The sequence below is a fragment of the Paenibacillus sp. FSL R7-0048 genome, assembly GCF_038004505.1.
Taxonomy (GTDB): Bacteria; Bacillota; Bacilli; order Paenibacillales; family Paenibacillaceae; genus Paenibacillus_AQ; species Paenibacillus_AQ odorifer.
Genome location: NZ_JBBORF010000001.1, coordinates 5,553,273 through 5,572,217 on the forward strand (window position 1 = coordinate 5,553,273; position 18,945 = coordinate 5,572,217).

The 18,945-nt window shown below is 49.4% G+C and carries 9 protein-coding genes; 1 reads left to right on the forward strand and 8 read right to left on the reverse strand.

What is annotated here, in order from left to right:
- Positions 1 to 75: 75 nt before the first annotated feature.
- The 6 genes from NSQ91_RS24695 to NSQ91_RS24720 all read right to left on the reverse strand — a co-directional run bounded on the left by NSQ91_RS24695 (position 76) and on the right by NSQ91_RS24720 (position 15,199).
- Positions 76 to 435 carry a histidine triad nucleotide-binding protein gene (locus tag NSQ91_RS24695; protein ID WP_036683863.1) on the reverse strand — a complete coding sequence of 120 codons (360 nt, stop codon included), beginning with the start codon at positions 433 to 435 and terminating at the stop codon, positions 76 to 78.
- Positions 436 to 790: 355 nt separating this feature from the next.
- The gene (locus NSQ91_RS24700; RefSeq protein WP_340920311.1) at positions 791 to 4,207 is read right to left on the reverse strand and encodes an AAA family ATPase; all 3,417 of its coding nucleotides are present in this window, start codon (positions 4,205 to 4,207) and stop codon (positions 791 to 793) included.
- 1 nt (position 4,208) lies between these two features.
- Positions 4,209 to 5,390, reverse strand: a complete 1,182-nt coding sequence (locus NSQ91_RS24705; RefSeq protein WP_076136581.1) for an exonuclease SbcCD subunit D — start codon at positions 5,388 to 5,390, stop codon at positions 4,209 to 4,211.
- Positions 5,391 to 5,430: 40 nt separating this feature from the next.
- Complete coding sequence (addA, locus tag NSQ91_RS24710) at positions 5,431 to 9,474, reverse strand: helicase-exonuclease AddAB subunit AddA (protein ID WP_076304298.1); 4,044 nt, start codon at positions 9,472 to 9,474, stop codon at positions 5,431 to 5,433.
- A 2-nt stretch (positions 9,475 to 9,476) separates the two neighbouring features.
- Positions 9,477 to 12,989, reverse strand: coding sequence for a helicase-exonuclease AddAB subunit AddB (gene addB, locus NSQ91_RS24715; protein ID WP_076304273.1), 3,513 nt, complete (start codon positions 12,987 to 12,989; stop codon positions 9,477 to 9,479).
- A 785-nt stretch (positions 12,990 to 13,774) separates the two neighbouring features.
- Complete coding sequence (locus NSQ91_RS24720; RefSeq protein WP_076276742.1) at positions 13,775 to 15,199, reverse strand: class I SAM-dependent rRNA methyltransferase; 1,425 nt, start codon at positions 15,197 to 15,199, stop codon at positions 13,775 to 13,777.
- A gap of 99 nt (positions 15,200 to 15,298) precedes the next feature.
- Here NSQ91_RS24720 and NSQ91_RS24725 point away from each other — a divergent pair, with 99 nt between their 5' ends.
- Entirely contained in the window at positions 15,299 to 16,285 is a 987-nt protein-coding gene (locus tag NSQ91_RS24725; protein ID WP_076218327.1) for a Na/Pi cotransporter family protein, read from the forward strand.
- Positions 16,286 to 16,338: 53 nt separating this feature from the next.
- On the opposite strand, the gene NSQ91_RS24730 is transcribed toward NSQ91_RS24725, so the two are convergent.
- Together NSQ91_RS24730 and NSQ91_RS24735 are read right to left on the reverse strand one after the other, a co-directional pair.
- Positions 16,339 to 17,169 (reverse strand): energy-coupling factor transporter transmembrane component T family protein, encoded by an 831-nt coding sequence (locus NSQ91_RS24730; RefSeq protein WP_076128979.1) that lies wholly within the window; start codon positions 17,167 to 17,169, stop codon positions 16,339 to 16,341.
- The gene (locus tag NSQ91_RS24735) at positions 17,166 to 18,872 is read right to left on the reverse strand and encodes an ABC transporter ATP-binding protein (protein WP_076310173.1); all 1,707 of its coding nucleotides are present in this window, start codon (positions 18,870 to 18,872) and stop codon (positions 17,166 to 17,168) included. Before NSQ91_RS24735 ends, NSQ91_RS24730 begins: the two co-directional genes overlap by 4 nt.
- Positions 18,873 to 18,945: the final 73 nt, after the last annotated feature.

The window sequence follows — 18,945 nt, forward strand, 5'->3', positions numbered from 1 at the left end:
GGTCAAACGGAAATAACGTGTCAACCTTCGTGCTATTCTTTTTTCTGGCAAGTTCTTCAACATTAAATGATTATGCTATGCGTGCGAAGCTGAGTTTCCAGTGAGCGCACCCAGCTTGGCTCCACCCAGCAGGTGATAATGAAGATGAGGCACAGCTTGTCCACTATCAGGTCCGCAATTATTGATTAAACGATAACCAGACTCAGCAATTCCAAGGTCTTTGGCGATCTGTTGGGCTACACTGTGGATTTCAGCAATTAGCGGAAGATCCTCAGGTGTAACATCATTCATTGAAGCAATGAACTTCTTGGGAATGATCAACACATGTACCGGTGCAGCCGGCTCGATGTCGTAAAATGCAAGAATACGTTCATTCTCAAATACTTTTTTGGAAGGAATAGTACCCTCAATAATTTTGCTAAACACGGTCTCCATAGAGTGCTTGCCTCCTAAAAATTGGTGAAATCCCACTTCATCATAAGATAATCATACAGGATAATCATCAATTACGAAAGCAGCAAGCAAACTCAGCATAATCTGCCCTAAACTGTATCTGTTACAGAATGAACCATTAAATAAATATATCAAAACCGTTAGGCCTAAAAAAGACAAAAAAAAAGAGAAACACCCTTCACAGCTTATAAAGCTGATTCGGCGGCGGACGTATGAAAAGGAGTTCATTCCCTGCCATACGTCCGCCGAGGTGTTTCTAAAGTAATGTCGGCTTAGCTGTATTATAACAGCGCGTTGATACTGTATCTGTGATAAGAATCACACACATTGTAGATCTTCACATTTTTTCCAAAAGGATCCGAGATCCCCCTCCACCCTGCTCAGCAGGTACTACTACCAGCTTGCGTGGCAGTCGTGCCCGAAGCTCTGGAACATGGCTGATAATGCCGACAGACAGTTGGTCGTTATGCAGTCTTTCCAATGAGGTGATTACCGTATCGAGCAATTCCGGATCCAGCGTACCAAAGCCTTCGTCCAAAAAGAAAAATTGCAATGGATACTGCCCCCGCAGCTGAATCTGTGCCGAAAGTGCAAGTGCAAGTGACAAGGAAGTTAAGAACGTCTCTCCGCCGGAAAGCGTGGAGACCGGTCTTCTTACACCACCGTTTCCATCATCACGGATTACAAAGCCACCACCCGAATCAACCTCCAGCGCATAACGCTGTTTGCTCAGGAAACGAAGCCGCTGGGAAGCAGACTGGCATACCTGCATCAATTGTTCCTCCGCAATATACTCAACAAAAGCATTTCCACGTAAAACCGTCTGCAATTTGGACAAATGATCCTGTAGAGAAGCATGTTCTAGCCGCTGGGCTTCGAGCTCCATCCAGCGAATATGCCGATGCCGCAGATCCTCCAGATCTCGCTCTGCGCGCGCTCTTGCTTGCAGCGACATTTCATCCTCTGACTTACACACGCTTAAGCTCTCCTGGCTAACTTGCCACTCCTCTTCACTTAAGTTGGCTCCGTCAAGCTTCTCTTCAATATTGCGCAGCTGCAATGAAACTTCAGCTTCTTCCGCACGATGGGCATGTACCCGAGAAGAAGAAATTTCCCGCTCTTCAGGTGCGAGAGCTGCTCCTTCAACCTCAGCGGCGGAACTAAAAGGTGAAGAGGTTAAGCTTTGCTCCCACAGATGGCTTGAAGTCACATAATGCTCTCGAGCAGATTCTGCAGCCTGGCGGGTAATCGCTGCCTCCTTGATCTCATGCTGCGCTTTTTCAGCTGCCGTGAGATGTAATCGTTGGCTGGTCTCCACAGCTGCTAACAATTCCTGCAGACGACGCTCACACTCTGCTAGAAGAGGGGCAGCAGCGCGGCCATTAGTCCACTCCAAAAGACGCCGTTCTTTTTCACGCTGCAATTCTTCTTTGCCTTCCATCTGTGTATTCCACTGAGTAAGCTCTTTATCGAGTCCGGTGATGGTCTCCTGAAGATTCTGCACCGAAGCGCTTTTCTCATCCAGAAACTTGACACTGATTTCCAGTCGGGATCTAATTTCCTCAGCTTGAGCATCCTTGGCTAACAGCTCACGATAAGCTTTTTCTACCTCTTCCGGTGCCAAATCAGGGAACTGCTGTACCCAGTTCTGCCGCAATGCGGCTAGTTGGCCACTCAGTTCCTCGGCTTTGGCGGTTAGGCCTTCTACCCAGCTTCGCTCACCTTCGGCACCCGCTGCTTCTTTGAGGCATAGCTGCTGAACTTCCTGCATCGATTGCTGCCACTGTATCGCTGTACGGCGCAGTTCTCCAGACTGGCTTTTTAATGCTAAAAATGCAGCATCAAGTTCTGCCAAAGCCTTTTCATCTGGAATGGACTTATCGGTAGAGGAAACCTCAGTAGTGCTGACTTCTGAGCCTGCCGCTGCAGGATGATTTACCGTATCAAAAGCTCCATCACCAAACACCTGCTCCAGCCAAACCAGGTCCTGCTCCCGCAGACCACGGAACATATGGCGTGCTTCCAAAGCACGTCTGGACAACACCCGAGCCTGTTGAAGCTTTAACTCCAGTTCCTGTTGCTCTACGTTATCCTGCAATACAGCAGGGGCCGGGTGGTGTTCGCTGCCACATACAGGGCAAGGTTGTCCTGCTTCCAATTCTTTAGCCAATCCAAGCGACAGTCTGTGCAACTCATGCCCCTTGAGGGCCGCTTCCAAAGAACTGATATGTTGCTCCAGACTTTCTGCTGCGGTGCACGCAGCTTCTTCTGTCGCCAGCAGCTTCTCTTGATGCATCGCCGCCTCGCGGATCTGCTGCCCGCGAGAAGCTTCCTGCTGCCCGCGACGGCCCTCGGCCTCCGCGAGGCGCGCCTGCGCAGCCGCGAGTGCAGCGGCACGCTCGCGGCGCTCCTTCTCCGCCTTATCCCACTGGGATTCGGCGGAGTGCAGCCCTTGCAGTCTCTGCATCGCTTCTTGCAGAGACTGCCGCTCCTGGGAGCGGACACCGAGCGGCTGCAAGCTCTGCTGCAGCTCTTGCTGGCGCTTTTGGCCCTTGGCCAAAAGCTCACGCTCCCGGGCCATGCCCTCCCGCAGCTCCGCCAGCTTGCGGGAGGCCTCTTCGCGGCGCTCGCGCAGAGCCGCGAGTTCGCGCCGCAGGGCGCCGAGCTCGGACTCGAGCTCGAGCGCGCGGCGGTAGGTGTCGGCCCCCTGCCGGAGGGCCGGCTCTTCCGCCGCAAGCGCGGCCTGCGCAGCAGCCGCGGCCGCAGAGGCATGCGCCGCCTCCTGCTCGGCAGCGGCGGCCAGCACCTCTTGGCCCTCCGCGCGGGTCAATCGGCTCTTGAAGGCATCTTCCGCGCTTCGCCATGCTTTCAGCGCGGGAAGCCTAGCCTCGGCCTCGTCAGCTTGGCCGAGCTTCCGTTCAAGGAGGAGAATCTCCTCCTCCTTGGAGAGCAGTCCCTGCCGCTGCAATTCGCGGCGGGTCCGTTCCTCTTGCAGCTCGCGAATGCGCGTGAAACGCTCCGCGACCTGCAGTGCCGCCTCCAGCTTGCGGCGGCATTCCGCAGCATGCTGGGCTGCTTGTTCGAGGCGCTCCGCCGCTGCCTTTACATCCTCTTTGCCTGCGTTGCCAAGCCCCTGCTGCTCCGCTTCGAGTGCGCGGAGCGCAGCCTCATTCTCCTTCACCCGTCGGCTAAGCTTCAACGCAAGCTGATCGCCATACTGTTCCAAATGGAACAGGCGCTGCAGCATTTGTCGGCGGTCTACGCCCCGAAGCGATAAGAATTCGGCGAATTTCCCCTGCGGCAATACAACTGCTCGCGTGAAGTCATCCATCTTGAGCCCAATATGCTCTTCCACACAACGTGTAACATCTGCGAGTTTATCCGCCATAACGTTATCCCCGTCAGGTGTAACTTCAATGAAACGGCTAATGGTGTTACTGACTGTTTGCTCACCTGTCCGCTTGAACTTACGTTCAACGCGATAACGATGTGCCCCAGCGGAAGAAGTGAGTTCAAAGGTAAACGCCACGCTGAGTGAATCCTCAGAGTGATTCATAATCCCCTGTGTTCCATTAACGGCGCGCTCCACTTTGCCGTACATCGCCAAAGTAATAGCATCCAGCAAACTGGACTTGCCGCTGCCCGTAGGTCCAAAAATCCCAAACAGCCCGGTCTCACACAGACTTTCAAAATCTATTTCCTGCATTTCTCTATAACTCTGCAATCCTGCAACTTTTAATAAAATAGGCTTCACCTTAGTTCTCCTCTCCTTCCTCCGGCTGCTGCCGTTCTTCTTCGGTTAGCTGTAAGAACAGCTCAATCAAACGATCCTCCGGCTCCGCCCCGCCCGTCTGGCGCTGATAGAATTTACGGAACAATTCTTGTACAGGCATACGTGAACGGGAAATCTGTTCGAGCTCCAGCTCCATTTGCGGATAAATCGGACGAATATGAATGATCCCCTCACGTGATTTACGCAGGCGCTGAATATCATTCATCGACATAGCTTCACTGAGCCGAATCTCCAAATCTATAAAAGCGGAAGCATCTCTACCTTCATCCAACCAGTTATATACCTCTTGCAATCCCCCCGTAGAGCTCCATCTTACAAGTGGACGCCCACAGCGAAGATAGATTTCTTCGAAGGTCGGCTCACCGCCCGGCGCAACATCAATCAGCGTCACCGACTTGGCTTGTCCTGCTTCCGAAAAGCTATATGCCAGCGGGGATCCGCTATAACGGATCATCCCTTCCCCTTTTACACGCTGAGCGCGATGAAGATGGCCTAGTGCAGTATATTGCGCTCCACAGGATAAGGCAGAAGGGTCTACAGTGTAAGCCCCGCCCACCTGAATCGGGCGTTCCGAATCACTCTCTACACCTCCAAGCACATAAATATGGCTCATCGCCAAATTCACGGTTTGTGGCGTAAATTCCCGTCCCAACAGTTGCATAAGTTTGCCTACCCGTGCGCTGTAAGCTAGTCGAAGCTCCTCTTCCCCGCTGTCCCCAGCAAGCAACTCACCGAGACGTGCCTCAGAGGGATAGGGAAGGGCTGCGATTTTGGCAATCTCACCTGTCCGCGCAGCATGAACTGTCACTGGCTCTGAGGTTGGAAGTCCTACCAAGGTAATCCCCTGCCTTAATACAAGCGGGGAGACTGAAGATACGCGCTCCGGTTGGTCATGATTGCCGGCAATCACCACAAGGGGCCTGCCCCCTGAAGTCAGCCTGGCAGCAGCCTCATAGAATAATTGCTCCGAAGCCGCTGGCGGATTAACGGAATCGTACACATCTCCCGCCATCATAATCAAATCCACCTTATGAAAATCGGCGATCTCCACCAATTCATCTATGAACTGCTCTTGCTCCTTCTGGCGGCTTCTTCCCTCCAGCGTACGGCCCAAGTGCCAATCCCCCGTATGCAATATCCGCATCTTCGTCCTCTTTCCCCGCTCCTATGCGGCAATGAATAATTTATAATTTCACAGCATGATCGCCGTCAAAAAAGTACAGCCAAATCTCGCTGATCGGTTCTCCCAAAATATCATGTAATGCCTTGCTGTATAACTCTAGCTGAAAACGATATTTTTCCTTAAGTGCCTCTAAGCCGCCCTGATGTTCTAATACAGAGTCCGTCTTATAGTCTAGCAGAATAATCCGGTCCTCTTCTCGGAACAGGCAGTCAATGACCCCTTGAATCAGTACAGCCTCACTAAAGCCTTCCTTATTGTTCTCAGGGGAAAGCTCCGAGACGGCTTCATTCATATAACCGAGCCCTCGATAAGCCTCACCTGCGGGAACCATATAACTGAACGGCATTTCTCTAAGCTTCCAAGAAGAAGCTATTAATCTACGTCCAAGTTCATTAGTATAAAAAGCTTCTATCTGATCGGGAGCTACAGCCTCCACCTGCTCAGCAGTTAGAATAGCCACTCTCTGAAGTCGGGCTAAGGTTTCTTCCACAACCCTAGGATCAACTGAACCCTCCAGCGGAATATGCTGCATGACTGTATGGTATGCTGTCCCGCGTTCCGCTGGGGTTAGACTGCGTTTTTCCATAAATTTCGGACGCCGCAAATGAAGACTGTCCGCACCTGCAACACTTGGACGTTTATCGGTTTCTATTGAGGTTGTAGAATTGCCTTCTTCCAGCAGATCAAAAGAGGGCTGCTCCTGCAACGACAACAACGCTTTTAACTCCGTAACAGAAGTTTTAGCCGGAATACCTGAGGCTGCCGCATACGGATAATTCCATTCCAGTCTTCTAGCAATTTCATCGCTAGTCTCTGTTTCATATATATTTACAGCTTCACCCTTATGCAGTGCTTCGAGTACAGCTTGCCGTTCCTCTACCTTCTCCTCAGTCTGATCCGTTGGCAGGAACGCCCCAGAATTAAGTTCGGAAGCATTTTGCACACTGATGCTCCAGTTGGAGACATCGTTGTGCAGCACCGTGGAGACGGTACCTTCTGAACCGCCCAGCTTACGAAGAATCGCCGCCGCAGGGTGCCGGATCAATGCCGGTCCAACCCAGTCCAAATAGCTGCGCCCTCGGGCCAGCAGATGATCTGCAAGCAGCAGCTCATCCCGGTTCTGTACGCTGCTCCAGCTAGCGATTTTGCGCGGCAAATCTCTTACAGTGCCTACTAGAATCATTTTATCTCTCGGACGAGTTAACGCTACATATAATACACGCATCTCCTCCGCTAATAATTCAAGCCGTGTACGCCGGTTAATAGCCAGATAAGGAAGTGTTGGGTAGCTAACTCGCGTTTCCCGTTCCACAAAACGCGGCCCAAAGCCAAGCTCTTTGTGCATAAGAAATGGCGAATGCAAATCTTGTCGATTGAACTGTTTTGCCATCCCGGCTACAAAAACAACAGGGAACTCCAGCCCTTTGGATTTATGGATGGTCATGATTCTGACGCCATTGCCTTCTTCACCGCCACCGCCAGCTACACCCAGATCTCCGCCGTTCTCACGAAGCCGTGAAATGAACACCAGAAAACGGAACAATCCACGCGCTGCGGTGTCATTCTCAAATTGCACAGCCCGATCATACAAAGCTTTAAGATTGTTCTGGCGCTGCGAGCCTCCAGGCAGTCCTCCAACCCATTCCAGATAGCCGCTCTCCCCATAGATACGCCAGATCAGCTCACTGAGACTACCTTGTCTAGCCGCATTTCTCCAGCTTTCCAGCTGTTCTAGGAAATGTCTAAGCTTGCGCTTCAGTTCTGGACTGATCTGCGGCAGATCTTTATCAGGTAAAACATTATTCTCGACGGTGCTTGCGGATTCAATCACAGGAGCCGAGAAGAGGTCATACTCTTCTTCAGCCTCTTTTGCATCTTGCATATCCACCGCCATCTGTACTGCTTGAAAATAAGGACCCTGACTACACATACGCACCGTAGCCAATTCTTCTTCCGTTAATCCGACCACAGGTGAACGAAGTACGCCAGCCAGCGGAATGTCCTGCTGAGGATTATCAACTATTTTTAAGAGGGAGAGTGCAATTTCCACTTCTGTAGCTTCAAAATAACCTTTATTCAGATCACCATAAGCAGGGATTCCTTCCATCCGAAGCTCTTCGATGATCAGAGGGGTCCAGATTCTTGCCGAGCGAAGCAGGATTACGATATCACCGTAAATAACCGGGCGCATAATCTTGAGTCCTTTATCGTAGATAAGCAGCGGCGATCCACCGGTCATCCCCGTCATTTGTGAAATACGCCGGGCAATTGCCCGTGCTTCCAGCTGCGCCGTCTCGCTCTCAATGGCTTCACTCTCCTGAAGTGGCGCCTCACCGTCTTCAGAAGTCTCTTCTGACTTCCCTGTTGTTGAACCACGATCTATCAATAATAACTCCGGTGCAAAAAAGGTATCGGGACCCTTCTCTGCTGCACCTGGGAAATTCGCTCCGTAAACAAGCTCAGCGCGTTCGTCATAATTAATCTCCGCTACCGTCTCATTCATAATCTGCCGGAAGATCATATTAACGGCATTCACAACCTCCATGCGACTGCGAAAATTACGGGCCAGATCGATAACCGAACCGCTAGACGATTCATTAGTAATTTCAGATGGATCATCGATTGGGTGTGAGCCAAAGCTGCGGTATTTATCCAGGAATAGCCCCGGCTCCGCCAGACGGAATCGATAGATACTTTGCTTCATATCTCCGACCATAAACCGGTTACCGGGTGTTTCACGGGATATTAGCCGCACAATCTCCTCTTGCACACTATTCGTATCCTGATACTCATCCAGCAGAACCTCATCGAATTGAGCACGGTATTCCATAGCTGCATCAGAAGGCAGGGAATGACCGGGCGTAGAGTCCGGATGGCGTAGAATTTGCAGACAATAATGCTCCAAATCACTGAAGTCGACTAGACCTCTTCCTGCTTTTTCAATTCTATAACGTTCACCGAATGCTATCACTGTCTCTGCAAGCTCTGCCATCAGTGGAGCCGCTTCGTTCAGCTCTTTCAAAAAAACCTCAGGCGGACGGCCAAACAATGCTTTCTGAAGATCTAAAATACTCTTCTTCACACTGTCGCGCAGTTCCTTCACCATCTCCTGCAGTCCAGGATCTGTCGAATCCTTCTTACAAGCCTTTAATTTTCCAAAATATACTTCCATAAAAATATCATATAATTCTGCCCAAGGTCGTTCGTTAACGGCATCCTGCAGTGCATTTACCATCTCAAGATCAGTGGTTAAATTCTCAGCATAGGGTGCCGGACCACCCGGTTGTAGTGCAATCTCCCGGCCTTGCATCAGCTGACTGGCTGCACCCGCAAGTGTCAGCTTCGCTTCTTCAAGAATGCTCAGCACCCATGGCGTTCCACCCAGACTTTCGGTGTCTGGCAATGAGAAATCAGCTGCAGTATCACGGAGCCATTGCGCTGGCCAAGGATGGCTGCGGGCGTAATCATGCAATCGCTGTATGAGCGCATGCACTGCATCATCACTGCGTTCACCACTGAACCAATCAGCGAGCTGCACAAATATGCTATCCTCGCCATCCGCACCTACCTCACCGTACTTTTCCTCCAGCAACTCTTCGAGCAGCTCCTGCCGCATCATCTCCGCTTCATGCTCATTTAATATGCGGAAACCCGGATCAATCGGAATCATTTGATAATAACGCCGGATCACTTCCAGACAGAAGGAGTGCAACGTTGTAATCGAAGCTTTGCCCAGCAGGGATAGCTGACGGCGCAAATGGTCGTTCTCCCCGTTCTCCTCCAGCTCCCGATCAAGGGCTTCCCTGATCCGCTGCCGCATTTCGGCAGCCGCAGCTTTGGTAAACGTGGCTACTAGTAGCCTGTCTACACTGAAGCCGTTCTCTTCCTTACTGATCTTTCGAATAATCCGTTCTACCAGCACCGCCGTCTTGCCGGAACCTGCTGCCGCAGCAACGAGGATGTCATCACCGCTCTCCGCAATGGCCCGCCACTGGTCATCACTCCATATACTTCCTTCCGGTTTCGCTTCTATTTCAGCCTTCATACTCAAGGTGTAGTTCCTCCTTTGCGGGACAGCAGATCCCATATAACGTCCTTCCCTGGCTTACCCAGATTGTTATAGCTGTTACCTTCCACAGCTTCATCGAACTGGCAGACAGGTCTAAAGGAACAGAATGTGCAGGCGGTCTCCTGCCCAATTCGGTACGGCTCAATCGCCACATCACCCTCTGTAATCCGTGTCCCGATATCCGAGATCGTCCCTCTAACGGAGGATAATAGATGGCCCCACTGCTCTGGTGTAGCTACTGAAGCACTGCTATAAAAGCTGCCGTCAGCTTTTACTGCTACAGGCACGATAGAAGAATACCCTTTGTCTAAAGTGGTATCCATCAGGGAGACAACCTCACGATCTGCTGTAAGCAGTCCTTTCATCTTGAAGCGTTTCAACAGCTCTTGCTCAGCCTGTTCCTTGTTCATCCCGTTGGATGAAGTTAACAACGGATCATGCACATGGAAATAAAGTGTGCCTGCTGGAAGTGCCTGCTGCCCCAGCCATTGCTCCGAATATGTCAGCAGCACATCCAAATAAGTCAGCATTTGCAGCGACAAGCCATAATACACCTCATGCAGCTTGAGATCCTTTTGGCTCGATTTATAATCAATTACCCGCAGAAGAATACCGTTCTCTCCACGAGCCATGTCTACACGGTCAATCCGGCCAACGACCTCCATCACACAGCCATTCGGCAGCGTAATTCTTAAAGGCGGCAACTCCTTATCCGGTCCAAAATCCAGCTCCAGCCCTACTGGCTCAAAGCTGCCCCGGCGGGCGTGCTCGCCCAGAATCACAGAAGCACGTCCAACAATATTCTTAAGCTTACGGGAGATGTACCCGTAACGTTTGGAGCTCATTAGAATTTCACCCTGCAGCATCGGAGATAGCCGTTCTACTGTCTCACTGGCCTCACGCCGACATTCATCCGGAGATAAGCTGCCCCAGCCCCTTCCCTCTTGTTTCAGTCTTATCGCCATATCACTTAGCGCAGCATGGAACAGCTGTCCAATATCAGGTGCTTGCAGCTTATATAACTGGCGCTCTTTCAGTCTTAGTCCGTAGGACGCAAAATGGGAAAATGAGCACGCAACAAATTTCTCCATCCGGGACACACTGCCCCGCAGTGTTGAGCCACCATACAATCTGAGGCTTGTGCCACGCTTTAGCTTCGTTCCCTCATTACGATAGAACAGTGAACTTAGCAAACGTTCCAGTTGAAATTTACGATCTTCGTTCTTAGTAAACCAGTTATACACATCCCACCATAGCTCCGGAATTTCTGTTCCTTGGCGCCACTGCCGCAGCTGCATAATCAATGCGCGAAGACTCTGTTCTGGTTGACCAATGAAACCGAGATGGATAGGATTTCCGACTTCTATAGGTAGTCCCGAAGGGGGAAGTGCTGACAAGCTGTGCTCTTGAACCCTTTGGAACATTCTATGCAAATGCCGGATAACCTCAGAGGGAAGGAGAGCTTTGCCCTCATCATCCGCTGTAGCGTAGCTAATCCAGAGCTTTCGGCTTCCTGTCGTTAGTGCATTATAGATCAGAAACCGCTCGTCCAGCAGTTTACGAGAAGCGCCGGGAGCAAGCTCCATTCCAGCATTCTCTAGTACGGAGCGTTCACCTTCCGAGAGAATTCCATCTTCCTTAAACTGCGCAGGCACAACACCTTCATTAAATCCAAGCAAAAAAGCGTATTTAACCCCCGTTGGGCGAGTCCGATCCATATTGCCGACCAATACTTGATCCAGTGCGGGCGGAACTAGTCCCATTTTAAGTTCAGCAAGACCTGTCTCTAGAACTCCAGTGAACACTTCAAACTCAAGTCTTTCATTGCCCATCATTTCTACTATCTGATCTAACAGATCAAGTACCGCACCCCACAACTGGCTATGTTCCCTAGCCTTCTCGGGTTGGCCCTTCTCCATAGACTTAACACTGAGTTTCTCCAGCTTTCGCGCAACATCCGTCTCTTCAAGCAGCTTGTACAATGCCGTACAAAGTTCAAGACCGCTACGACTTTTCTGGATTCTTTTCTCAAAAGCAAATAATGGACCTGTTATACTAGCACGGCATCGTTCCATAGTAGCAAGCAGTTCATCATCCATCTGTCTGCCGCCTTCCAGCGACAAGCTAGGAATACCTTTCCAGGAGCGGCCATCTGTCCAGCGGTACCCCTGAATCCCACAAGCCAGCACATAGTTTTCTAAAGCATCCATATCATCACGCGTAATACTACCGTCTAGCGGAAGCAGAAGCTCCGTCTTTACGCAACGGAATACATCCTCATAACGCCAGCGACGACGCACTACATCCAATGCGGAACGTATAAACTCCACTAGCGGATGATGCAGCTCATTCACCTTCTGGTCCAGAAAAAATGGCACTCCATAATCTTGGAACAACGGCTGAACCAGCTGCTCGTAATCGCCAATATTGCGCATCAATACGGCCATTTCGCCATATTTTGCACCTTCATCCCGCGCCAGTCTAGTCATTTCGCGCAGGGCTCCCTCAACCTCTGCTCTGTGCGAAACTGCGGCGCCTATGGATATAGCCTCTCTTGCCAGTTCATCCGCACCTATCCAAGCCTTCCGGCGATCATATCCCCGTTCAAGGTGAGCAAGTACTGGACTTTCTTCAAAACGCGGAAGAACCGTTGGCTCCAGCAGCTCGTCCCATACATCAATGCCCAGCTCTTCAGCAATTCCTCGCAGTTTAATGTAAGTAACCGCAGTTGGGTGAAACAATTCAAGCTCATTCAACTGATCTCCATAGGGGTAAGGACGATCAATTGTAAGCGAAACCGTCAGCTTCGAAGCTTGCTGCATCAATTCTCGAAGCACTACGAATTCCTGCGGAGTAAATCCATGGAACCCATCTACCCAAATCTCTGCCCCGCGAATGTAGGAGGAATCTGGAATATGCTCAGCCAGTTCTGCTAAACGATCCTCTTCATCGATATAAAGACGGGACATTTCCTTCTCTAAATCCCTAAATACCAGCTGCAAATCATCCAGCTTACCCTCAAGAATAGGACTTCTTGCAATAGCTCCTCGCATAGCGGACAGCTGTTCCTCTAAATCAGTGGAACCCAAACAGCAACGTTTCATCTCCGTGTGCAGTTGGTTCAGACGTTCCACAAAACCCGGTCTGTCTGCTGAGGCACCGAATAATTTCAGTTCCTCTTTGCGGCGACTGATGATTTTGTAAATTAACATTTTCTTACCTTCTTCACTGATTGGCAGACTTGCACTGCCACCAGTTTCCTGCTTCACACGATAGGCAAGCCGCGAAAAACTCAGTGTCTGCGCCCGAAGGCTTCCCTTCACATTCCCTACGGTCAGAAGCCCCCGTTCTGCTCCAAAAGAACCTTGCTCTGGCACAAGAATAATAATCGGCGCACCAAGCGGTTCCTTTTCTAAGGAAGAAGAGATAGATTCCCATATTTTTGTTGTCTTGCCACTGCCCGAGCGGCCTAGTAAAAAGGTTACCGGCATAAATGATAGACTCCTTCCGTAGCGGAGAAAATATATAGAATACAGGGTGAAATATCCACCCATTGATTACACTCCAATTAAAAAAGTTCAGTGATTCCTCGTCCCCTCAGTATATCATAACCACACTAATCGGAACATGTGTTTGCTAGTATTTTCTAATGTTTTACAAAGGATAAACAGCTATGAGTACAAATAAAAAAAGCAAACCTCCGGATTTTGGCGGCTTGCTTTTTAGAGTGTTTAGTTTGTTTTTAATGCCAGTTGTGCAACGTTAGATAGGAGCTGCCAATGTCGGAGCGTAGGGTCAATGTTAGACTGTTGGCGTTCAGCGTTCAGCGTTCAGCGTTCAATACTCAACACCCCGCACTCAACATTAGCACTCTACGCCGATCGTTTTGTAATCCGCATTCCGCATATCATAATTCAATAAGCATCATTCGTTGTTTACTATTTAGTATTCCGAATTTAACACTCAACATTTCGGCTAGGCTTGTTTCATTAATTACTTAGGGACCCAGGAGCCGTTATTCGTGGATTCAGTGCTGTTATGGCAACTTTTCGGACCCCACTGACGCTATTCTTCGAAAATGTGCTGCATTACGGGTGTTATTGGGGCAATAGCGCCTTTAGGGTCCGTAAGAATTCAATAATGGGCTGTTTACACTAAATAGAGTCATCTGAGTCCGTTGGCCACTACTTGCCTTACAGCCGACTCACGGCCACCCTACGACCAGCCCTTTTATCTTATTTGTTACTTGGCACTGTAGACCTTTTGATCTTCAGGCTTATTTTTTACTCCGCACTTCAAAAATCGCAAACTTCAGATAGTGTCCTTCGTTAACGCCAAGTATTTGTGGATGGTCTTTGCCTGCGGCCCGCCATTCTACAAGTCTCAACACCTTGCCAGCATCTTTAGCTGCATCGGCAATCGTTTCGAGGAACAGATCTGGCTGCATATGGTAAGAACAGCTTGCGGTAACCAAATAGCCGCCTTCGTTCACCAGCTTCATCCCGTGCAGATTGATATCCTTGTAACCACGGCAAGCGCCAGCTACTGCACTTTTGGTTTTGGCAAACGCCGGAGGGTCTAGGATGACTACATCCCAAGTTCTTCCTCCACCTGCCGTCATTGGCTTGGATGTGTCGGTTTTGGCTGTTTTGCCTCCGGATTTAGGATTTGTAGCAGCTGCTGCCGTCTCTGTTCCACTGGCAACTGTCGCCCGTTCAGAACGTTCCTCTAGTCCTTTAACCTGATTCCGTAGATATGCAAAAGCATCATCCACTACGAATTCAACACGATCGCTAAAGCCGTTCAGCTCCACATTCACTTTGGCACTCTCAATGGCGTGTGCTGAAACGTCAAGGCAGGTTACTTTTTTCGCGCCATACTTGCAGGCATGCAGCGTGAAGCTGCCCGTATGCGAGAAGCATTCCAGCACTGTCGCACCGTCCCAATAAGGGAACGTTACATGTTTGCCGCTCTTATTAACTGGTAAGGTCTGTAGTGAACCATCCTCAGTTTCAATTTCCTGTAGCGTAATGCCGCTTCGTCCTCCCCAGCCTTTCATGAGCGGAGCAATGGAAGCTCTATTCTCACGTTGGTCAAAGAAGTAACCTGTCTTCTGGCCCTCTTCAATATCAACGACCAGCTTCAGGCCATTCTCGCTCACGGTTACATGCCTTGGACATTCCCCGTACAGCACACCCGTTGTCTGCTCCATACCTTCAAGCTCGCGCACACTAACATCACTGCGCTCATAGATTCCGCGCGGTGCCATAACCTGCACCAATGCTTCGACGATTTCTGCACGCCGCTTGTCCATTCCGAGGGTAAGCAGCTGCACAACCAAAATATCTCCGAATCGATCTACAATAAGCCCCGGCAAAAAGTCCGCTTCACCATAAACCAAGCGATAAGCATCCGCACCCGGAAGGAAACGATTTCTGTGTTGCAGACAATTCGCAAACCGTTCTGCAAAAAAGGCTGTATCCATGATCGCAAGGGGTCCCTGCGATACAATTCTTACCCGAATTTGTGACGCTGGATTGTAATATCCCACGGCCAAAAATCGGCCCTGATGATTAAGGACATCTACTAAACCCCCCGCTTCCGGATTTCCTTCTACCGATGCGACTTCACCTGCATAGACCCATGGATGGCCCTGTTCCAGTCTTTTTTTGCGATTGCGTTCTAAAATAACCGATGGCAATGACTTCAACTCCCTGTTTTTCTAAAAATGTTTTTATACATGTCCCATGCAATACATTCATATATTGGTGTACAACCCTCGTCCAAAGGAGTATGCCCTATGTTCAGTGATTTGCTGTTCCCTATCATATATGGTCTTGTTATCTTTCTAGCCGGCATGAAGCTGATGGAAACGGCGTTGTCCAAGCTAGCAGGCCCTCTATTAACTACAAGCCTAAATAGAGCTACCTCAACCCCTATTAAAGGAATGATTGCCAGCAGCCTGTTGTCCGCCTTACTCCAGAGCAGTACTGCTGTAACGGTGTTGACTATCGGCATGGTCAATGCCGGCCTGCTTACCTATGCCCGCACACTTGGCATTATCCTGGGCAGCAACATCGGCACCACATTAACTACAGAATTGATCGGACTTCAGATCAATACCATGGCCACGCCCTTGCTGGCAGCCTCGCTCAGTCTGTGGGCAGCGGCAGTTATTGCAGGCGAACTGCCGCCTACATCACGAGTGGCAGAGCTCTGCCACAAAATATCCCCGCCGCTGCAATTTATCAGTCTGGCTGTATCAGGCTTCGCCCTCGTCCTATGGGGCATCGCTGTCATGCAGTCTATCGGCGGAATACTTCAGGAAAGTGGCTTATTCCTCTGGTTCCTAAACCATGCCGCTACTAGTGCCTTATGGGGGCTCGCCGCTGGAGCGTGCCTAACAGCCATGCTCCATAGCAGCGCTGCTGTCATAGCTATGGCTATGAGCATTGCCGCCTCGGGTGCCATGCCGCCTGAGCTAGGTATAGCCATTGTGCTGGGCGCCAACGTGGGCACCTGTGTTACAGCGGTCATCGCTTCCATCGGCGGCACGCCATCCGGCGTCTTCGTCGCTTGGTCCCATGTTGCGCTTAATGTAGGTGGTGCACTATTATTCTTGCCCATGATCGGGCTGCTACAAGCAAGTGCTGCATGGATTGGTGGAGGCCCTGCTTCACAAATCGCCCACGCCCAGACCATTTTCAACGTAGTCTGCTCACTTCTAGCACTGCCATTATGCTACCTGCCTATATGGTCAAAACTGGAGAAACGTCTTCAGTCTTAACAAAAAGGTGCCGTTAATATAATCCCAGTTTTCCACAACTGTACTATTATACTTCAATCGAAAATATTATAAAACCGCGAACCGTCGTAAAAAGTGATCACCGTCGAGAAAATTCCAATCAGCGCAAACAAAGCCAATGCAAAATAATCGTCTCTCGTGAACGGGCGACGGCTATACCAAGTTCGTTTGGTCTCAGTGCCAAAGCCGCGCAGCTCCATAGCGGTACTGATATTTTCAATCCGCTCGATACTAGTCAGAATTAGGGGCATCAGAATCGAAATGATATTTTTTAGCCGCTTAGGCAGCTTTTCTTTTCTAGAAATATCTATTCCCCTTGCTTGAGCAGAGAACGATATATTCTCATAATCTCGTTGAATATCCGGAATGTACCGCAGTGCCAGCGATACAGAATATGCAATTTTATAGTTCACTCCAACTCTATTTAAGGATGCTGCAAATTCACTGGGATTGGTCGTTAGAAGAAATAATAATGCCATAGGAATGACCACCGCATATTTCAGGGCAATATTGAATTGATAAAATAGCTGCTCCCAAGTTACCGTATACCGGCCTGCAATATGCATAATATCATGACGTGTCCCGTAAACACGTACGCCCTCCAAAGGAGAAAAGATAAAGATAGCTATATGATTAAGCAAAAAGAAAATCAAGATGAAATATAATACGAAAGCATAATCCTGAAATTGAACTTTGGAAATTCTAAAGGCAAGCAAACTAAATAACAGCATCACAATTAGACATCTTGTATCATATGTAATCATCCCCGTCACAGACCACACTACAAATAAAATCAACTTCGTAGCGCCGGTAAGACGGTGAATAGGTGAATCCTGCTTCGTAAAAGTTAACATTTTGGCCTTCATCCGCCTCGGCTCCTCCTATCATACGCAATGAACCTTCTAACGAACTCCTCCGGTTGTTTCAATCCAGCTTTTATAGCTAGGGCAAAAAGCGAGGTTTCTTTCAAGTTCGCTTTTTTCACCACATCAGTATTCGTTAATATTCGCTCAGGGCTATCATCCGCAAGCTTCACGCCATCAGCTAACACTATAGCTCTATCGGCATATTCCAGCATCAAGTGCATATCATGCGTAATCATAATGACCGTCATCCCCTGCCCCCGCAGCGTCAAGAGAAACTCCATCATTTCGTTATAATGCCTGTAATCCTGAGCAGCAGTCGGTTCATCCAAAATGATCACTTCCGGCTCCAGTACCAGAATGGCGGCAATCGTGACCCGTTTCTTCTGGCCGTAACTGAGCGCCGAGATCGGCCAGCTGCGAAAAAAATAAAGTCCGCACACCTTCAAGACTTGATGGACGCGTTCACGAACGAGCTCCTCAGGGCAACCTCGGAGTCTTAGTCCTAGGGCAACCTCATCATATAAAAGTGTCTTAGAAATCATATGATTGGGATTTTGCATAACAAAACCAATCCGCTCTGCCCGCTCCTTAATCGTGTCCTGAGCAATATCACGCCCATGCATCCGTATTGATCCGGAAGTAGGTTTATAGAAGCCACAAATCAGCTTAGAAACTGTAGATTTCCCAGCCCCATTTCGCCCCGCTATACAGACCATCTCTCCTTTATGAATACAGAGATTGAGCTTATCCAGCACCTGCTGATTTTTTTCGTATCCAAAAGAAATATCTTGCAGTTCAAGGATGGGTGGGCTCTCCAGCTTATCCTGGCGTGATTGATTGCACTCATACCAGATCTTAAGTTTATTAGAACACGCCTCCAACTGAATATTGTTCACATGCTGCGGATTCATATTTGCTGTAATCGAACATCCGGCATACTTCAAAGCCGTTAAATAGAGAGGTTCCCGAATGCCAACTTCTGAAAGCAACGTTGTGCTCAACAGCTCTGCAGCCGGCATATCCGCCGCAATACGTCCTTCATGGATCACAATAATACGATCCACCGCCCGATGCAGCACCTCTTCAAGACGATGCTCGATCATAATAACGGTTTTACCTGTCTCTTTATGCACTCGATCAATAAGCTCAATCGCTTTTGTACCGGTATAAGGATCTAAGCTTGCCAGCGGTTCATCAAAGAGCAGGATGTCCACATCACCTACCAGTACACCTGCCAAGGACGTTTTTTGCTTTTGTCCACCCGATAACTCCTGAGGAGAAGAGGCCAGAAAGTCGTGGATATCCACCGCTCTTGCGGCAGCCGCCACTTTGCTCTTCATTTCTGTCTGCTGAACCACATGGTTCTCTAGACTGAAGGCGATATCCTCACCAACCGTTAATCCTACAAATTGTCCATCCGGGTCCTGCAATACGGTACCTACCTGATTGGACAGCTCTGCGATACTCAGATCCTTCTGCTCCTGGCCTATAACCCGTAATGAACCTGATATTTCCCCTCTGTAAGCAAAAGGGATGAGACCATTAATGCAATGAGCCAGTGTACTTTTCCCAGAACCTGAGGGTCCCACGATAAGCACCTTCTCCCCTTCAACAATCGTTAAGTTAATCCCCTGTAGTGTGGGTTCCTGCTGCGCCCGATATTGAAAGCTGAAATCCTTAAATTCAATCATTACTTTTTTCATCTGAGACCTTCCTCTGGGTTAATGTGAAGAGAAAAAAGCCGGTGATTTCCACCGGCTTTTTAGCTTGGATATG